The organism is Candidatus Pelagibacter sp. Uisw_136 (genome assembly GCF_047720275.1).
GTDB lineage: Bacteria > Pseudomonadota > Alphaproteobacteria > Pelagibacterales > Pelagibacteraceae > Pelagibacter.
Genome location: NZ_CP159812.1, coordinates 453649 through 471985 on the forward strand (window position 1 = coordinate 453649; position 18337 = coordinate 471985).

The 18337-nt window shown below is 31.3% G+C and carries 20 protein-coding genes; 17 read left to right on the forward strand and 3 right to left on the reverse strand.

Features of this window, described 5'->3' with window-relative positions; genetic code table 11:
- From mnmA to ABXT53_RS02415, 13 genes are all read left to right on the forward strand, one after another.
- Nucleotides 1–1116 (forward strand): tRNA 2-thiouridine(34) synthase MnmA, encoded by a 1116-nt coding sequence (gene mnmA, locus ABXT53_RS02355; protein WP_415291053.1) that lies wholly within the window; start codon nucleotides 1–3, stop codon nucleotides 1114–1116.
- A gap of 189 nt (nucleotides 1117–1305) precedes the next feature.
- Nucleotides 1306–2481 (forward strand): trans-sulfuration enzyme family protein, encoded by a 1176-nt coding sequence (locus ABXT53_RS02360; protein WP_415291054.1) that lies wholly within the window; start codon nucleotides 1306–1308, stop codon nucleotides 2479–2481.
- A complete protein-coding gene (locus ABXT53_RS02365) occupies nucleotides 2478–3698 on the forward strand; it encodes an MFS transporter (protein ID WP_415291055.1) in 1221 nt (406 codons plus the stop codon). The genes ABXT53_RS02360 and ABXT53_RS02365 overlap by 4 nt, the downstream gene beginning before the upstream one ends.
- 4 nt (nucleotides 3699–3702) lie before the next feature.
- Nucleotides 3703–4866, forward strand: a complete 1164-nt coding sequence (locus tag ABXT53_RS02370) for a chorismate-binding protein (RefSeq protein WP_415291056.1) — start codon at nucleotides 3703–3705, stop codon at nucleotides 4864–4866.
- Nucleotides 4863–5420 (forward strand): aminodeoxychorismate/anthranilate synthase component II, encoded by a 558-nt coding sequence (locus ABXT53_RS02375; protein ID WP_415291057.1) that lies wholly within the window; start codon nucleotides 4863–4865, stop codon nucleotides 5418–5420. Before ABXT53_RS02370 ends, ABXT53_RS02375 begins: the two co-directional genes overlap by 4 nt.
- Nucleotides 5383–6153, forward strand: a complete 771-nt coding sequence (locus tag ABXT53_RS02380) for an aminotransferase class IV (RefSeq protein ID WP_415291058.1) — start codon at nucleotides 5383–5385, stop codon at nucleotides 6151–6153. The genes ABXT53_RS02375 and ABXT53_RS02380 overlap by 38 nt, the downstream gene beginning before the upstream one ends.
- 5 nt (nucleotides 6154–6158) lie before the next feature.
- Nucleotides 6159–6557 carry an HIT family protein gene (locus ABXT53_RS02385; protein WP_415291059.1) on the forward strand — a complete coding sequence of 133 codons (399 nt, stop codon included), beginning with the start codon at nucleotides 6159–6161 and terminating at the stop codon, nucleotides 6555–6557.
- Between the two features lie 114 nt (nucleotides 6558–6671).
- Nucleotides 6672–7466 (forward strand): adenylyl-sulfate reductase, encoded by a 795-nt coding sequence (locus tag ABXT53_RS02390; RefSeq protein ID WP_415291060.1) that lies wholly within the window; start codon nucleotides 6672–6674, stop codon nucleotides 7464–7466.
- A gap of 20 nt (nucleotides 7467–7486) precedes the next feature.
- Entirely contained in the window at nucleotides 7487–7957 is a 471-nt protein-coding gene (gene aprB / locus ABXT53_RS02395) for an adenylyl-sulfate reductase subunit beta (protein ID WP_415278896.1), read from the forward strand.
- Nucleotides 7957–9816, forward strand: a complete 1860-nt coding sequence (gene aprA / locus ABXT53_RS02400) for an adenylyl-sulfate reductase subunit alpha (protein ID WP_415291061.1) — start codon at nucleotides 7957–7959, stop codon at nucleotides 9814–9816. Before aprB ends, aprA begins: the two co-directional genes overlap by 1 nt.
- A gap of 18 nt (nucleotides 9817–9834) precedes the next feature.
- Nucleotides 9835–10185: a hypothetical protein gene (locus ABXT53_RS02405; protein ID WP_415291062.1), complete on the forward strand. Its 351-nt coding sequence runs from the start codon at nucleotides 9835–9837 to the stop codon at nucleotides 10183–10185.
- Between the two features lie 67 nt (nucleotides 10186–10252).
- Nucleotides 10253–10387, forward strand: coding sequence for a hypothetical protein (locus tag ABXT53_RS02410; protein ID WP_415291063.1), 135 nt, complete (start codon nucleotides 10253–10255; stop codon nucleotides 10385–10387).
- Nucleotides 10388–10415: 28 nt separating this feature from the next.
- Nucleotides 10416–11498, forward strand: coding sequence for a sulfite exporter TauE/SafE family protein (locus ABXT53_RS02415; protein ID WP_415291064.1), 1083 nt, complete (start codon nucleotides 10416–10418; stop codon nucleotides 11496–11498).
- Nucleotide 11499: 1 nt separating this feature from the next.
- On the opposite strand, the gene ABXT53_RS02420 is transcribed toward ABXT53_RS02415, so the two are convergent.
- The 3 genes from ABXT53_RS02420 to ABXT53_RS02430 are packed head-to-tail and all read right to left on the reverse strand — an operon-like array spanning nucleotide 11500 to nucleotide 14060.
- The gene (locus ABXT53_RS02420; RefSeq protein WP_415291065.1) at nucleotides 11500–12579 is read right to left on the reverse strand and encodes a YeiH family protein; all 1080 of its coding nucleotides are present in this window, start codon (nucleotides 12577–12579) and stop codon (nucleotides 11500–11502) included.
- A 24-nt stretch (nucleotides 12580–12603) separates the two neighbouring features.
- Nucleotides 12604–13770, reverse strand: a complete 1167-nt coding sequence (locus tag ABXT53_RS02425; protein ID WP_415278902.1) for a UxaA family hydrolase — start codon at nucleotides 13768–13770, stop codon at nucleotides 12604–12606.
- A gap of 5 nt (nucleotides 13771–13775) precedes the next feature.
- A complete protein-coding gene (locus tag ABXT53_RS02430) occupies nucleotides 13776–14060 on the reverse strand; it encodes a UxaA family hydrolase (RefSeq protein ID WP_415278903.1) in 285 nt (94 codons plus the stop codon).
- 111 nt (nucleotides 14061–14171) lie between these two features.
- On the opposite strand from ABXT53_RS02430, the gene xsc reads away from it, so the two are divergent.
- Genes xsc through ABXT53_RS02450 form a run of 4 tightly spaced genes read left to right on the forward strand, consistent with a single transcriptional unit; the run spans nucleotide 14172 to nucleotide 18335 of the window.
- Complete coding sequence (gene xsc / locus ABXT53_RS02435; protein ID WP_415291066.1) at nucleotides 14172–15953, forward strand: sulfoacetaldehyde acetyltransferase; 1782 nt, start codon at nucleotides 14172–14174, stop codon at nucleotides 15951–15953.
- A 1-nt stretch (nucleotide 15954) separates the two neighbouring features.
- The gene (locus tag ABXT53_RS02440) at nucleotides 15955–16344 is read left to right on the forward strand and encodes an SxtJ family membrane protein (protein WP_415291067.1); all 390 of its coding nucleotides are present in this window, start codon (nucleotides 15955–15957) and stop codon (nucleotides 16342–16344) included.
- 2 nt (nucleotides 16345–16346) lie between these two features.
- Entirely contained in the window at nucleotides 16347–16496 is a 150-nt protein-coding gene (locus tag ABXT53_RS02445; RefSeq protein ID WP_271741160.1) for a DUF5989 family protein, read from the forward strand.
- Nucleotides 16497–18335, forward strand: coding sequence for a carbamoyltransferase (locus ABXT53_RS02450; RefSeq protein WP_415291068.1), 1839 nt, complete (start codon nucleotides 16497–16499; stop codon nucleotides 18333–18335).
- The last annotated feature ends 2 nt before the right edge of the window (nucleotides 18336–18337 follow it).

Consider the following 18337-nt stretch of genomic DNA (forward strand, 5'->3'; position numbering starts at 1 on the left):
ATGACAAAATTGAATTCTATTGGAATAGCTAAAGAACCAAAAGATACTTTAGTTGTTGTTGCAATGTCAGGAGGGGTAGATTCTTCAACAGTTGCAGCTATGATGAAAAATGAAGGATACAATGTAATTGGTATAACTTTAAAACTCTATAACGATAGTAAAGAGACAGCTTCTTCAAAACAATGTTGCGCAGGCCAAGATATTATGGATGCAAAAAGAGTAGCTGATAAACTAAAGATAGAACATAAAATTTTATATTATCAAAATAAATTCAAAGAAGGGGTCATTGATAATTTTATAGACAGTTATTTAAATGGAGAAACACCCATTCCATGTGTGCAATGTAATAAAACAGTTAAATTTACAGATTTATTTGAAGAAGCAAAAAGACTCAACGCTGATGCTTTAGTAACAGGGCATTATGTTAAAAGTATCACTGAAAAAGATAATACGGATATGTATAGAGGTATTGATTTAAATAGAGATCAAAGTTATTTTTTATTCAATACTACAAAAGATCAATTAAATTTTTTAAGATTTCCTTTAGGCAATCTTCTTAAAGATGAAACTAGAAACATTGCAAGAGAACTAGATCTTAATGTTGCAGACAAACCCGACAGCCAAGATATTTGCTTTGTTCCAAATGGAGACTACGCTTCAGTTATAGAAAAATTTAGACCAAACTCTTTTAGCAAAGGTAATATTAAAAATATGAATGGTGAAGTTATAGGAGTTCATGATGGTATTATTAACTATACAATTGGTCAAAGAAAAGGAATTGGAGTTTCTGATAAGAACCCATTATATGTAGTAAAGATTATAGCTGATAAAAATGAAATTATTGTTGGTGTTAAGGAACACCTTGTTAAAACAAAAATAAACTTAAAGGATTTAAATATTATTACAAATGATCAAAATGATTTTAAAAATGAATTATTTGTAAAAGTAAGGTCAACTGGAAGGTTGATTAAAGCAAAGATAGATATCAATGATACCAATGCGAACGTTAATTTATTGGAAGAGGAACACGGTATTGCGCCTGGACAAGCATGTGTGTTTTATTCAAAAAACAATAATGGCTATAAGGTATTAGGTGGTGGTTGGATTAAAAGCTAATAACTGTAGATATAAATAAACTAGTTTATAATTTATTTATTTTTAGCTTTTCTTTTAGCTCTTCTTTTTTTAGAGCCCTGTTTTCTTCGACCTCTATGTTTCTTTGGGTAACCCATACTATCCTATATATAATTTTATTGACGTTATTGGAGGGATATAGCATTCTCCCTTAAACTTATCAAATTTTTTATGACTAAATCATTCAAGACTTTCCTTAAACATACTGCAAAAGATTACCATAATCAGTCAGTTAACCCCCCTGTAGTAAGAGCTTCGACTATTATCTTCAAATCTATGCAAGATATTAGAAAAATGCAGGATAAGAGCAAAAAAGATCCAACAGGTGGACATTTTGATTATGGAAGACAAGGAACCTCAACAACTCATGTTTTGTCACAAATACTCAAAGAAATGGAAGAGTGTTATCATGTATTTTTAACACCAACTGGATTTGGATCAGTTTTCTTATCTATTTTTAGTGTTGTTCGACCTGGTGATGAAATTATTGTGGCAGATCCGACATATTCTCCTACGAGAATTTTAACTCAAGATTTTCTAAAAGAATTTAATATAAAATCTATTTTTTATGACCCACATGATTTGAAAACTTTAGAAAAAGCAATTACAAAAAAAACAAAATTAATTTTTGTTGAAAATCCTGGAAGCAATACATTTGATTTTCAAGATTTAGGTAAAATAGTATCAATTGCAAAAAAGAATAAAATTTTTTCAGCAATTGATAATACCTGGGGAACACCTTATTTTTTAAAACCAATTAAACTTGGTTTTGATATGTCAATTGTATCTGCTACCAAATATTATTCGGGCCACTCTGATGTTATGGGTGGAAGTTTAGCTGTTAATAAAAAAGTTTTTAAACAAGTTGATAAGGCAAATAAGATAACTGGTTTAAGACTTGGTCCTGATGATGCTTATTTGATAACAAGAGGACTTAGAACTTTAGATGTTAGATTAGACAAGCATGAAAAAAGTGCAAAACAAGTAGCTGAGTTTTTATCTAATTATAAAAATATAAAATTATTATACCCACATAAAAAAGATTCATTTAATTTTAGAATGTGGAAAAAGTATTATTCTGGTGCATCAGGATTGATGGGTTTAAAAATTAGATCAAAAAATAAAAACTCAGTAATCAAGTTTGTTAATTCTTTAAAACTATTTGGTTATGGTTATAGTTGGGGTGGATTTGAAAGCCTTGCGTTATATCAGGACAAACGTGAACAAGGTAATAGAGAATATCTAAAATTAGCTAAAGACGAACATCTAGTAAGACTGCACATTGGTTTAGAAGATCCAAAAGATCTCATTGATGATTTAAAAAAATCTCTTAAACATGTTAAATGAGTTCAGAAATATTTATAAAAAATAAAACAGCTTTAATAACGCTGATTGCAGCCTGTGTTGTAGTTTTAATTTCTCTTGGAGTTAGACAAACTTTTGGTCTATTTTTCATGGATTTTAAAAATGATTTAGATATTTCAATAACTCAATCTGGATTAGCAATAGGCATTCAAATGTTAATGTGGGGTTTAACAGGTCCTATATTTGGAGCCATCGCTGATAAATATGGTGGACATAAAGCGATTTGCTTAGCTTTTGTTTTTTATATTTTAGGAATTTACTTTTTGTATACCGGTCCAAATACTGGAATTTTTTTTCAAATAGATTTAGGACTTTTAGTTGGAATTGGTTTAGGTGGAACTGCAATTAGTATTCCAATGTCAATTGTTGGAAAACATTTCCCATTATCAAATAGAACTATTGCGATGAGTATTGTTACAGCTGTCGGTTCTTTGGGCTATTTTATCTCCCCACTTTATACAAGTTATTCCTTAATTAAAAATGGATGGGTGGACACACTTTTTGTATTTACAATATTCTTGTTTATTGGACTTATAGTAGCTTTTTTTGTTAGATCTCCGTCTTTAGCTCAATCCATTGAAAAACCTAACAATCAAAGTACCTTTGATGCTCTAAAAGAGGCCTTTAAAAACAAAAGCTACGTTTTACTCACATCTGGTTTTTTTGTATGTGGTTTTCATATAACTTTAGTTGGAACTCATGTTCCAAAATATGTAATTGATAGAGGCCTAGAAAGCTGGACAGCTGCTGCAATTTTATCCTTAATTGGACTATTTAACATATTTGGCTCTCTATTAAGTGGATATCTTTCTACAAAAATTAGTAAAAAAATTATTTTAAGCTCTATCTATGCATTAAGGGGTGTTTCAATAATCTTATTTATCTTCTTACCAGCAAGTAACATTAATGCATTTATCTTTGGTGCAAGTTTTGGCTTTTTATGGCTTTCAACGGTGCCAGCAACAAGCGGTATAGTTGCCCATATTTTTGGAACAAAATATTTAGGTGTATTATATGGAATAGTTTTTTTAAGTCATCAAGTAGGCTCATTTTTTGGAGCTTTTCTTGGAGGATTATTTCATGATTTATATGGCTCTTATGATTATGCTTGGTATTTAGCAATTGCTTTATCTGTTTTTGCAGCAATAATACATCTACCGATTAAGGAAGAAGCAGTTTTAAGATTAAAAACAGAATAAAAAATTGAATAAGAAAAACTACTTACTAGATTTAAATAATTCAAAAAAACCCTTTATAATCTACAAATCAGATAAGGGGTTTGATCTTTATACGGACTTTTCAAAAAAGATCATTTTAAGCAATAAAAATATTGAAAAATTCATTAACAAAAATACAAAATTAAAATCTACTCATAAAGAAACAGACTTATTTATTGGTTTTTTTGGTTATGAAATACTAAATAAATTAATAGACGTAAAAATAAAAAAACAAAAAACAATAAATTTTCCAAAAGGGATATTTTACAAACCTGAAACAAAAGTAAAACTTTCAAATAATCTGGAGTATAAAAAAACTAGATCATCATATCCTAGTGATTTGTTTAAAATAAATATTAATAAAAAATCCTATAAAGTAGTATTTGATAAGTTTAAAAAAAAAATAAAATCTGGTGAAACATACCAGATTAAAATCTGCACTAAATACAGTAATAAATCTGAAATAGATGCTTTAGATTTTTTTGTTAGGCTAGTAAAAAGCAATATGGCACCTGAAGCCTTTATGATTAAGGATAAAAATTATTCAATAATAAGCTGTTCACCTGAAAATTTGATAACAAAAAAAAATAATTTTATAACAACAAAGCCTATAGCAGGCACTTTAAAGAAAACTAAAAAGTTAAATAAGAACAAGGCCCTCACATTTTTTAGAAAAAACTTAAAAGAGACCAAAGAGCACAACATGATTGTTGATATGGAAAGAAATGATTTATCTAGAATTTGTAAACCAGGTTCAGTAAAAATTTTAAAGAAAAAGATAGTTGAGGAATACAGGGATCTTTATCATTACGTGAGTTTAATTGGAGGACAGCTCAAGAATAAAGTTACCTCATTAGAGATTATAAAAGCAATGATGCCGGGTGGATCAGTAATCGGATGTCCAAAAATTAGCACATTAAATTTATTAAATAAGCAGGAAAAACAAAGCAGAAATATTTACACAGGAAGTTTTGGTTATTTAAAGTTCAATGGAGATATGAGGTTCAATATTATTATTAGATCCATATTAAACTTTAAAGGTAAATCAGAGATTTCTGTAGCCTCAGGAGTGGTAATTGACAGTAATGCAGCTGATGAATTTAATGAAAACTATATTAAAGCAAAATCATTAATGGATCTTTATAAATGATATACATTATCGATCATCAAGACTCTTTTACTCACAACGTAGTGCATCAATTTGAAAATTTTGATGAGGTGGTTTGTGCAAATTTTAACAAAATAAATGAAAATAAATTAAAAAAAGCAGATATTATTGTTTTTTCACCAGGCCCAGGTGCACCAAAAGATTATCCCTCTAGTTCAAAAATCTATAAAAAATACAAAGGTAAAAAAAAAATTATAGGCATTTGTCTTGGGTTTCAACAAATTCTACATTGTGAAAATGGAAAAATAATTGAGCAAAAAAAGATTTATCATGGTTTTCAATCTAAAATAAAAGTGACCAGCAAAAACTCATTGTTTAAAAAAAATAGTCAATTCACCGTTGGTAGATATCACTCTCTAAAATTAAAAGAGCCATTTACTGCAAAAAATTTTGAAATTACAATGAGGTGTGTTATTTCAAATACAGCAATGACAATAGAAAATAATAAAGAAAAAGTATATGGCTTTCAATTTCACCCCGAATCTTTTTTAACTGAAAATGGTAACTTACTTATTAAAAAAATCTTATCAGCATAAAACCTACGAAGAAATTAATTTTAAAGATCTTTGGGGGGATAATGGTGTGTTCACGACCATGTGGATTTTTGGAAGACCTGCTAAGATACTTTTTTTTAAAAAACATATTAAAAATTTAATAAAATCTTTAAAGATTTATAAACTAAATACCCCAAACCTTGAAAAAAATATTCTTAAATTAATAAAATTAAATATTGATAAAAAAAGATCTTACAATCATCTTCTTAGAGTTGCTGTTAATAAAAAGATGATATCAATTTCTTTAAGAAATAGAAAAACTCCTAAATTAAATTTTAATCTAAAGCTTATTAGCCACAAACGATTTGACCCTAAATTTAAAAATCTTAAATATAGATTTATATTAAAACATTTGTCCAAAATGGATAACACCACTTCAGATGTTGGTCTTTGTTATAAAAATACAATTTTAGAAAGCGGAACTTCAAATATGTTATTTATCAAAGGTGATAAAGTTTACTCTCCTTTAAATAATATATACAAGGGTATTACCTATAGTTTCTTTAATAAAAAATTAAGTAAGATTAATAACAAAGATATACTGATCAAAACTTTATCCGAATATAACGAAATTCTTCTTATTGGTTCTGGAAAAGGTGTTGCATCAATAAAAAATATTAATGAAATTAAATGGAAGAGAAAAAGTTTAAAATTTTATAAAATACTATCTAGTTTTTATAAAAGTGAAGTTAACAAATGTTCTATCTATAAATAATATTTATGTTTGACCCAAATAACCCCTGTTTATTCTGCAACTCTAAACAAAGTGGTTCAGCTACTGAAAATGAGTTGGCTTATGCCAGTTATGACACATATCCTGTGTCTGAATTTCATTGTTTAATTATTCCAAAGCGTCATGTTAAAGATTATTTTGACTTAAATGACAATGAAGTGATCGCTTGCAATAACCTTATCAAAAAAATTAAAGACGAAATAATATTAAAAGATCCTTCAGTTAAAGGGTTTAATATTGGAGCAAATTCTGGTGCTATTGCTGGACAATCAATCCTTCACTGTCATATTCATTTAATTCCACGAAGAGAGGGTGACGTTGAAAACCCTCAAGGAGGAGTTAGGTCGGTTATTCCTTTAAAACAACATTATAAACGTAAAGCGTAAGTTGTATTTTGATTGTTAAATAGCGCACCTAATAACGGTTGATCTATCATTTCAACTATATTAAAAACTCAAAATTAAGATTCAACAAAATAGTTATAAAGGGTAATATTCTATATGATGTCAATTAGTCCATTTTCTACATTAGCAGAGTCAATTTCTCCTTCTGTAATTCAAGGCTTTGTTTTAGCAATGTTAGCTCTAATCGTCATTGGAACAGTTGTTCAAATGATACATCATAAAAATGTTACTTATTTTTTCAATAATGCAAAAAAAGCAAAATTAGCTGCCGAAAGAGAACTTGGTGTGGGAGAAAAAACTTCAGTTATTTTAAAAACTGTAGTGCATGATATTGCAACTACTGCAGAGCTAGGTGCTGGCAAAAGAAGAATTGCTCATGTTATGGGAATGTATGGAACTATTTTATTTTGGGTTGCATCAGTTGTATTAGTTTTTGGTTACACTGGAACAGGAACTGCAGCACCAACAGTTTGGCCTATGATTTGGCATGTTGGAGCAATAATGACTTGTGTTGGTGGATACTGGTTTTGGTTATTTTTAAGAGTGGATGTATTAGCGGAAGCTCATCCATGGTATAGAATTATTAAAGCAGACTTATTTGTCCTAGCACTTCTTGCATGTGCAACTACTGGACTTGCTTGGTCTTATTTTCAATCCTCAGGATCAACTGGATTAGGATATATATTTTTAGTTTTATTTATTACCTCAAACATTGTTTTATTTGGGGGAGTTTATTGGTCAAAATTTGCACATATGATTTACAAGCCTGGTGCAGCAATCCAAAAAAACTTAGCAGAAGCAGATGGATCAAGAGACAATCTACCTCCATTAGCTGATGCACCAAAACAATTTGGACTAGGAATTAAAAGAGAACAACCAAAACACTATTAAAAAGAGAGAGGTAATATAATATGTCAACTTTTGTATACATGACGAGATGCGATGGATGTGGTCACTGCGTGGATATTTGTCCATCAGATATAATGCACATTGATGAAAATATTAGAAGAGCAGTTAATATTGAACCTAATTTTTGTTGGGAATGCTATTCTTGTGTAAAAGCTTGCCCTAATCATGCAATTGATGTTCGAGGTTATGCAGACTTTGCTCCTATGGGTCACAGCGTAAGAGTTAGGCGTGAAGAAGAAAAAGGAACTATTTCTTGGAAAATTAAATTTAGAAATGGAACTACAAAAGATTTTGTATCTCCAATTACAACAAAGCCTTGGGGAAAATTCATTCCAAAATTAGCAGAAGGTGAAAAACCTAATGATGATGAGATTAACTCTCAAATGCTTTACACTGAGCCTAATGGTTTAAATATTGATGGTAAATTACCATCAGTACCAAAAGATACCTTTAAAAAAGGAGTTTACTACTAATGGCTAAGCATAAAACACATTTTGAGGATTGCGATGTTCTAGTTGTTGGTGGTGGTATGGCTGGAACTGGTGCTACTTTTGAAGCTAGACACTGGGGAAGAGACATGAAAATTATTTGTGTTGAAAAAGCTAATATTGATAGAAGTGGAGCTGTTGCTCAGGGTTTATACGCAATTAACTGTTACATGGGTATGCAGTGGGGTGAAAATCAACCTGAAGACCACGTAAGATATGCACGTAACGATTTAATGGGAATGGTTAGAGAAGATTTAGGTTATGACATGGCTCGTCACGTTGATTCAACAGTTCATATGTTTGATGAGTGGGGCTTACCAATGATGAAAAATGAAAAAACTGGTCGTTACCTTAGAGAAGGTAAATGGCAGATCATGATTCATGGTGAAAGTTACAAGCCAATCGTTGCAGAAGCTGCAAAAAAATCAGCTGACAAAATTTATAATAGAATAATGATTACTCATCTTTTAATGGATGAGGCTCAAGAAAATAGAGTAGGCGGAGCTGTTGGTTTCAATATGAGAACTGGTGACTTCCATGTATTTAGATCAAAAACTGTAATTGTTGCAGCAGGTGGAGCATCTCACATTTTCAAACCAAGAGCAGTTGGTGAGGGAATGGGAAGAACTTGGTACGCACCTTGGAGTAATGGTTCTGCTTATGCGTTACCTATTGCTGTTGGAGCTAAAATGACACAAATGGAAAACAGAATTGTGTTATGTAGATTTAAAGATGGTTATGGTCCAGTTGGAGCATACTTCTTACACCTTAAAACTTATACTCAAAATGCAAATGGAGAGAATTATGAGAAGAAGTGGTATGATCAAACTAAAGAATTAGTTGGTGAATACATTGATCATCATCCAACTCCTACATGTTTAAGAAACCACGCATTTATTCAAGAAACTATTGCAGGAGGCGGACCAATTCACATGGTAACTACTGAAGCTTTCCAAGATCCACATTTAGAAACAGTTGGCTGGGAAAATTTCCTTGGTATGACTGTTGGTCAAGCTGTTGTTTGGGCTTCTCAAAATATCGATCCTAAATACACAAATCCTGAATTAACTACATCTGAGCCTTATGTTATGGGTTCTCATGCAACATGTTCTGGAGCTTGGGTTAGTGGACCTGAAGATTTATCTCCACCAGAATATTTCTGGGGTTATAACAGAATGTTAACTATTGATGGACTTTTTGGTGCAGGTGATACTGTTGGTGGAAGTGCTCATAAATTTTCGTCAGGATCATTTACTGAAGGTCGTTTAGCTGCAAAAGCTGCTGTTAAATATATTGAAGATAAAAAAGCAGAAGGCATTAAAGTTACAGACAAACAGTGTGAAGACTTTAAAACTGCTATATTTAAACCTCTTGAGACTTATCAAGTTGCTCAAAATGAGATTACAGGTGGAACAGTTTCACCAAGTTACATTTCACCAATTCAAGGACTTCAACGTCTACAAAGAATTATGGACGAGTATGTTGGTGGTATTGCAACCAACTACATGACGAATGGTAATATGCTTAAAAGAGGCTTAGAATTACTTGCTTGGTTAGAAGAAGATTTGGAAAAAGTAGGCGCTGAAGATTTACATCAACTTATGAGAGCTTGGGAATTAAAACACAGAGCTTTGACTTCCCAGTGTGTAACTGAACATACTATGTTTAGAGAAGAAACACGTTGGCCAGGTTACTATTACAGAGGTGACCATATGAAACTTGATGATGATAATTGGCACTGCTTAACAGTTTCAAGACGTGATCCAAAAACTGGTAAATTTACTCTAGAGAAAGTACCCGTTTATCATATAGTTGACGAGAACGAGAAGAGAAAAGCTTCTTAAAACAGTTAAACTTAAAATATGAATCTTTTAGAGAAATCTGATGATGAGATTATAGCAATTGCTAATCCTATTTGGGATAATCTTGTCAAAACCTCAAATATGAAAGATTATGGTGGGTTTACTAAGGATTTTGGAACTCAAATGCTATTTGGGGCTAATGAAGTAGAGCTTGGAAAGCAATGGGCTAACAACAAATTGTTAACTAGTTTATCTGAAGATTATAATGCTTTTGGATGTTTAAGGCGAGGTATGAATATTACAGTCTTATTCAAACAAAAGAGTAAAGAAATTGAAGGTGAGTTTCTTGGAAGGTTAGTCCTTGGTGTTGAAGGGGATGATGTTAAGGTTTTCGGAGCAACCATCTACTAATAAAAAAAATCATTTTATATTAACTATTTATTTGACAAATAATTAACTGGGTGTATTGACGGTTGTAATGTCAATTTCCAACATAAAAGTATTTAATAAAATTTCAGATTTTAAAGCAACTATTATCAAAACAGGTATTTTTGTTAGTCTTGCTGCTTATTGGGGTATTATATTAGTTGGAACTTTTATCACATTTAGTTAAGTTGTTTTTTAGCAACTCTTAATTTTTTATGGATGTATTTTTACCAATAGCTCAAGTATTTGTAAACCCTATTGAAATACTTTTATTGAGTGCAATTGTTGGAGTGCTTTCAGGTTTATTTGGTGTTGGTGGTGGTTTTTTAATGACCCCATTTTTAATTTTTTTAGGTGTACCACCTGCATATGCAGTTGCAAATGAAGCTAACAATATTCTTGCAACATCAGTTTCAGGATCAACAACTCATTATTTAAAAAATACTTTAGATTATAAAATGGGTCTTATGATTGTTATTGGTGGAACTATTGGGACTGCATTAGGTATTTATATTTTTACATATTTTAAAGGTATTGGAAAAATTGATACAGTTATTTCTTTAGCCTATATGTATATACTTGCAATAATTGGTACATTAATGTTAGTCGAAAGTCTTGGAGAAATAGACAGGGCAAAAAGAAATCTTATAGTTAAAAAAAAATTACACGTTCATTATTGGATACATGGTCTTCCACTAAGAATGAGGTTTCCAAAATCAAAATTATACGAAAGTATATTTACCCCAATTATAATTGGTTTATTTGTAGGATTTATTGCTGCTATAATGGGTATAGGAGGTGCTTTTATATTGGTACCTGCGATGATTTATATAATTAAAATGCCAACAAAATTAGTTCCAGGGACTTCTTTGTTTGTAACAATTTTTGTAAGTGTCATAGTTACTTTTTTGCATTCATTTAATTTTGGCTCTATAGATTTAATGTTAGTAGTCATGTTAGTTGTTGGATCAATCATAGGTGTTCAAATAGGACAAAAACTTGGTGAAAAAATTGATAGTTCTGGCTTGAAAGCGTTACTTGCAATTTTATTATTATTAGTTGGAATAGCTATTGCTTATGAAACATTTTTTGCTGAGCAAACTGAAAAAGAAATAATACAAGTATTAACTTCAGATTTAAATTTTTTCTCAATATTTATTTTAGAATTTTCAGAAGATATGCCATTTTTTTATGGATTGTTTTCTATCATGTTTGCAATTCTCTTGGGAGTTGGAGCTGCTCTTATTAGAAAATTTTTTTCATCCTTAAGAAAGAAATATGCTTTAAAAGCAAAATAATTTATAAAAAAACTTTAAGAAACGTCTCAAGACTCAAGATGCTAACTATCCCCACTGTCACAGCAGCAATTAATCCGACAACAAAAGGTTTATACCCCATGCTTTTTAATTCATTTAAATTAATAGATATACCAACAGCAGCCATAGCCATAGTAAGGAAAACAGTAGCTAAGCTTTTAATATAATTGATTAAAGTTTTCCAAAATTCATAATTACCATTCTCTATAGTAAATATTTGATCTCCAATGTTTCTTACAAAAATCATCCCAATGAAACCAATAACGAAATATGGGAAAATACTGAATATTGAGTAGTTTTTATCTTTAACTTTACCTCTATTATATAAAAAACCAAATAGTGGCACCATGATTACTAAAAATGTATTTCTTATTAGTTTTGTAACTGTAGCTACATTTAAAGTTTCGGGGCTATTAAATTGCTGATCATAAATTAATCCAGCTGCTGCGACTTGCGAGGTTTCATGAATAGCAGTTCCTAAAAATAAACCTGCCATTACAGGCTCTCCATAAAAATACCATTGTGCAAAATAAGGATAAATAAGCATAGCTATAACCCCAAACAACGTAATATTTGCTATCGCATACGCAACTTCAGTTTTTTTTGCTTCTATAATAGGTGCTACTGCCACTATCGCTGTTGCACCACAAACACTTGTACCAATTGCTATCAAGTAAGACATTTTAGATGAGATCGAAACTTTCTTAATTAATAATTTAATAAGAATAAGAACACTTAATATGCATACAATAATTAAAGGAATAGCAACTGTTCCAAATTTTAGAAATTCTTCGAAACCCAGTCTTATTCCTAAAAAAATTATTCCCAATTTAAGAATATATTTTTGAGTAAAATCCAAACCAATCATCATCCCTGGCCTTGGTGTAAATGCATTTCCCATAATAATCCCAAGCAATATTGCAATCATTACTGTTGAAATAGGACTTTTGGTGGTTCCAAAAAGCTCTATACCAATAACATTATTTATTCCTTGTGAAAATAAGCAGAAGACTAAAGCAAGTACCAAACCAGGAAGAACGTTAATAATTTTTTGAGAATCCATGTTTACAGAGAAAAACTCTAAAAGCTAAGCACTTCTATAAAGCTTAGTCATAACAAATTCTTTATGACCTAAAGCTTCAGCACAAGTTAATCTACCGTTAGCAACTCTAATCATTGATTTGATTAATTCATCACCAGCTTCAGACATAGTCATCTCACGTGATAAAATTTTAGATACATCACAATCAATATGTTCACCCATACCTTTTACAGTTAATGGGTTTGCAGTTAATTTTACAACTGGTTCGATAGGGTTACCTACGATATTACCTTGACCTGTTGGGAATAAGTGAATGTTAAATCCAGCTGCTGCTTGAAGTGTAATACACTCAGCTGCTGCAGATGAAGTATCCATAAAGTATAAACCTTTTCCTTTAGTAGGCTCTTCTGCTGGCTCTAATACATCAATAAATTTACAATTTCCAATTTTTTGGAAGTTTCCAAATGCTTTTTCTTCAATAGTTGTTAACCCACCAGCAATATTACCAGCTGTTGGTTGACTATCAGAAAGATCATCTGTTGCTTCTTTTAGAATAAAATCGTTGTAATCACTCCATGTTTTCATGAATTTTTCAGAAGCTTCAGGGGTGGCACCACGTGTAGCACAAACTTTTTCAGCACCTGTTAATTCTGACGTTTCACCAAAACATAAATGAACTCCTAATGGTTCTAATTTATCCATTAAGTTTCCAACTGTTGGGTTAGCAGCAAGACCTGATGTTGTGTCAGATTCACCACATTTAACGGAAATCCATAAATCACTTAAAGGACACTCTTCTCTTTGCTTTTCAGAAGCCCACATTGCAAACTCTTGAGCTTTTTTTGAAGCCTTCATGATTGTTCCAATATCACCAGTTCTTTCAATGTGAAATCCTTCAACTGGTTTTCCAGTTTTAGCAATTTCATCAACAATTCTTTTTGTCCATTTAGGCTCAATACCAATAACAATTACAGCAGCAACGTTAGGGTTTTTTCCAGTTCCAATCATTGTTCTAAAATGTAAATCTAGATCAGCACCAAATTGAAGTCTTCCATAAGAGTGTGGTAGGGCCATTGTACCTTTAATATTGTTTGCTACAGCTTCAGCACAAGCGTTTGAAATATCATCTACAGGTAAGATGATTACATGGTTTCTAGTACCAACTCTGCCATTTTCTCTTTTATAACCTAAAAAACTTTTTGGAATTTCCATATTTTTTACCACTTCTTCGTTTTTACATTGTGAACATGAACATGCTCACCTTTTTTGATTGATTTAACTACTTTTCCAATATCATGACCGTATTTCAAAATAGTATCACCTTCATTAAGGTCAATCATTGCAATTTTATGTCCTAATTGAATTTCATCTACTGATTGAATTTGAATTGTTTTATCATTTTCCATAATCCAGCATGCGCAATCTTGTTTTGGAGTGATTTTATCAATAACAACTACTCCTACGTTGTCTTTTTCATCGTGAATAATAATGTCTGTAGCCATAATTGTGTCGATTTGTTTGTTTGAAATTTTTTAATTCTTATATATTAATCTTTAAAATTAACAATTTATTTATAGATTTTTTAACAACTTAAGCAGGAAGGCCTAATTATTATGACTAAAATGACAACAGAAGAAGCTTTTGTAAAAGTTTTACAAATGCATGGAATTGAACACGCATTCGGAATTATTGGTTCAGCTTTTATGCCAATATCGGATATTTTTCCTGATGCTGGTATAACCTTTTGGGATGTTGCTCATGAGACAAACGGTGGATTAATTGCAGATGGTTACACAAGATCTACTGGTAAAATGTCAATGGTCATTGCACAAAATGGTCCTGGAATTACAGGTCTTGTTACGCCAATTAAAACTGCATACTGGAACCACACACCATTACTTTTAGTTACACCTCAAGCTGCTAATAAAACTATGGGTCAAGGTGGTTTTCAAGAAGTAGAACAAATGAATTTATTTAAAGATATGGTTTGCTACCAAGAAGAAGTTAGAGACGCTTCAAGAATGGCAGAAGTATTAAATAGAGTAATTGAAAAAGCGATCAGAGGATCAGCTCCTGCACAAATAAATGTTCCAAGAGATTATTGGACACAAGTAATTGATATTGACCTTCCTCCAATTGTTAGACTTGAGAGACAAGCAGGTGGAGTTGATGCAATTAAAAAAGCAGCTGACTTACTATCAAACGCAAAGTTTCCAGTAATATTATCTGGTGCTGGTGTTGTAATTGGTGGGGCGATTGAAGATTGTAAAAAATTAGCTGAGAAATTAGATGCCCCAGTTTGCTCAGGGTATCAACACAATGATAGTTTCCCAGGAAGTCACCCATTAGCAGCTGGACCATTAGGGTATAACGGATCAAAAGCAGGAATGGAATTAATTAAGAAAGCTGATGTTGTTCTTGCACTCGGCACAAGATTAAACCCTTTCTCAACTTTACCTGGTTATGGAATGGATTACTGGCCAAAAGATGCAAGTATCATTCAAGTTGATATGAATTCAGACAGAATTGGTTTAACTAAAAAAGTATCAGTTGGTATTTGTGGGGATGCAAAATTAGTATCTCAACAAATCTTAGCTCAACTTTCTTCAACAGCAGGGGACATGAATAGAGAAGAGAGAAAGAATACAATTCACCAAACCAAATCTGCTTGGTTGCAAGAGTTATCAAGTCTAGATCATGAAGATGATGATGAAGGTACAGTTTGGAATGCAGAAGCTAGAAAAAGAGATGCAGACAGAATGTCTCCAAGAGAAGCTTGGAGAGGAATTCAAGCAGGAATGCCTGATGATGTAATTATCTCAAGTGATATTGGTAACAACTGTGCAATTGGAAATGCTTATCCTACATTTGAAAAAGGTAGAAAATATTTAGCACCAGGATTATTTGGTCCTTGTGGTTATGGTTTTCCAGCAATTCTTGGGGCAAAAATTGGATGTCCTGAAACACCAGTAATTGGTTTTGCAGGTGATGGTGCATTCGGTATCAGCATGAACGAAATGAGTTCAGTGGCAAGACCAGAATGGCCAGCAATTTCAATGGTAATTTTTAGAAACTATCAGTGGGGAGCTGAAAAAAGAAATACTACTTTATGGTTTGATGATAATTTTGTTGGAACAGAGCTTGATCCAGAATTAAGTTATGCAAAAGTTGCTGATGCTTGTGGATTAAAAGGTGTTACTGTTCGAACCATGGAAGAGACTACAGCCGCTATCATGCAATCATGTGAAGATCAAAAGAAAGGGATTACAACATTTATTGAAGTAATTCTCAACCAAGAACTGGGAGAGCCTTTCAGAAGAGATGCTATGAAAAGACCAGTTAAAGTTGCAGGGATCAATAAAGAAGACATGATCAAGCAACCTTCACTAATTTGATTTGAAAAATAGTAATATTAAAATTGGAACAAATAAAAGTTTTGGAATAGTTTTTTTTCTATTCTTCTTAATAGTTTCAACATTTCCTTTATTTAAGGATGGAAATATTAGAATTTGGTCCTTAATGATTGCTATAATTTTTTTAATTTTAGGATTATTGAATTCAAAAGTTTTAACCCCATTAAACAAAATTTGGTTTAAATTTGGAATTTTATTAGGTAGCTTTGTTTCACCAATAGTCATGGGTATAGTTTTCTTTGCTATTGTTACACCCACATCTGTAATTATGAGAGTTTTAGGAAAGAATTTATTAAATTTGAAAAAAGGTAATAAGAAGACATATTGGATTGAAAAATCTAAAATTGAAAGTAAGATGAAAAATCAATTTTAGTTATGGATTTTTTAAAAGAATTTTGGGAATTTTTAAAAGTTAGAAAAAAATATTGGCTACTACCAATTCTATTAGTTTTAGTATTATTTGGTGGATTGATTGTTTTAAGTCAAGGTACAGCTGTGGCTCCATTTATTTATACAATTTTTTAAGTGAAAACTATATTGGGTATTTCAGCATTTTATCATGACAGTGCTGCAACTATTCTTGTAGACGGCAAGATTATAGCTGCTGCTCAAGAAGAAAGATTTACTAGAAAAAAACATGACGCAAGTTATCCGTTTAATGCAATCGAATTTGTTTTAAATTTTGCAAAAATTAAACTTAGTCAAGTTGATCAAGTTATTTTTTTTGAAAAACCTTTTTTAAAATTTGAAAGATTACTTGAAACTTATGTTGCCTTTGCTCCAAGAGGCTTTAAATCTTTCTGCATGGCAATGCCAATATGGTTAAAGGATAAACTTTTTCAAAAAAAAATGCTTTTTAATGAATTAAAAAAACATGATGATAACTTTAATGACGATAAAAAAATTTATTTTTCAGACCATCATTTAAGTCATGCTGCAAGTGCATTTTTCCCTTCCCCATTTGAAGAAGCGGTAGTATTAACTGCTGATGGAGTAGGTGAATGGGCTACAACAACAATCGCCATTGGTAAGGGAAACAATTTAGAAATTAAAAAAGAGATTCATTTTCCTCATTCTTTAGGATTGCTTTATTCGGCATTTACTTATTACACTGGCTTTAAAGTAAATAGTGGTGAATATAAGCTTATGGGTTTAGCACCTTATGGAGATCCAATTTACGAAGATAAAATTAAGAGTAATTTAATTGATATAAAAGAAGATGGTTCATTTCATTTAGATCAGTCATACTTTAATTATGCAACTGGCTTAACAATGACCAATAAAAAATTTGATAACTTATTTGGCCAAAAAGTCAGAGATGCTAAACATGAAAAGCTAACTCAATATCACATGGATATTGCTGCATCTATTCAAAAGGTGACGGAAGATATAATGATTAAAATTGCCAAATCCTTAAAAGAAGAATTTAATATATCCAATCTATGTTTAGCTGGAGGTGTTGCCCTTAATTGTGTTGCTAATGGAAGAATATTAAAAGAAAAAATATTTGATAATATCTGGGTTCAGCCTGCAGCAGGTGATGCTGGGGGATCTTTAGGTGCTGCATTGGCTTTGTGGCATATAGAACAAAATAATCCTAGATCAATTGATCTTAAAGACAGTATGCAGGGTTCTTATCTAGGACCAGAATATTCACAAAAAGAAATTGAAGAACAACTTGATAAAGCTGGTGCAAAATATGAAATTATTAAAGATGAAGAATTATTAGATAAAACTGCTACAGATTTATCAAAAGAAGAGGCGGTTGGTTGGTTTCAAGGAAGAATGGAATTTGGTCCGCGTGCACTTGGTGGAAGATCTATTCTAGGTGATCCAAGATCAGAAAAAATGCAAAAAAATTTAAATTTAAAAGTCAAATATAGAGAAAGTTTTCGTCCATTTGCACCATCAATATTAAAAGAAGATTTATCAGAGTGGTTCGATATTAATGTGGATAGTCCATACATGTTAATGGTTTCAAATATTAATAATGATAAAATCATTGAGATGACTGAAGATCAAAAAAACCTATTTGGCATAGATAAGCTAAATATCAAAAGATCAGAAATACCAGCTGTTACCCATGTTGATTACTCTGCAAGAATACAAACAGTCCACAAAGAAACTAATGAAAAATATTTTAGATTAATTAAAAAATTTAAAGAGAAAACAAATTGTCCAATTCTTGTAAATACATCTTTTAATGTTAGGGGAGAGCCAATTGTTAATACTCCACTAGATGCATTCTATTGTTTTATGGGAACAGATTTGGATAAATTAATTATTGGCAATTGTTATTTGGATAAAAAAGATCAAAATCCGTCATTAAAAAAAGATTATACCAAGGAATTTGAATTAGATTAAAT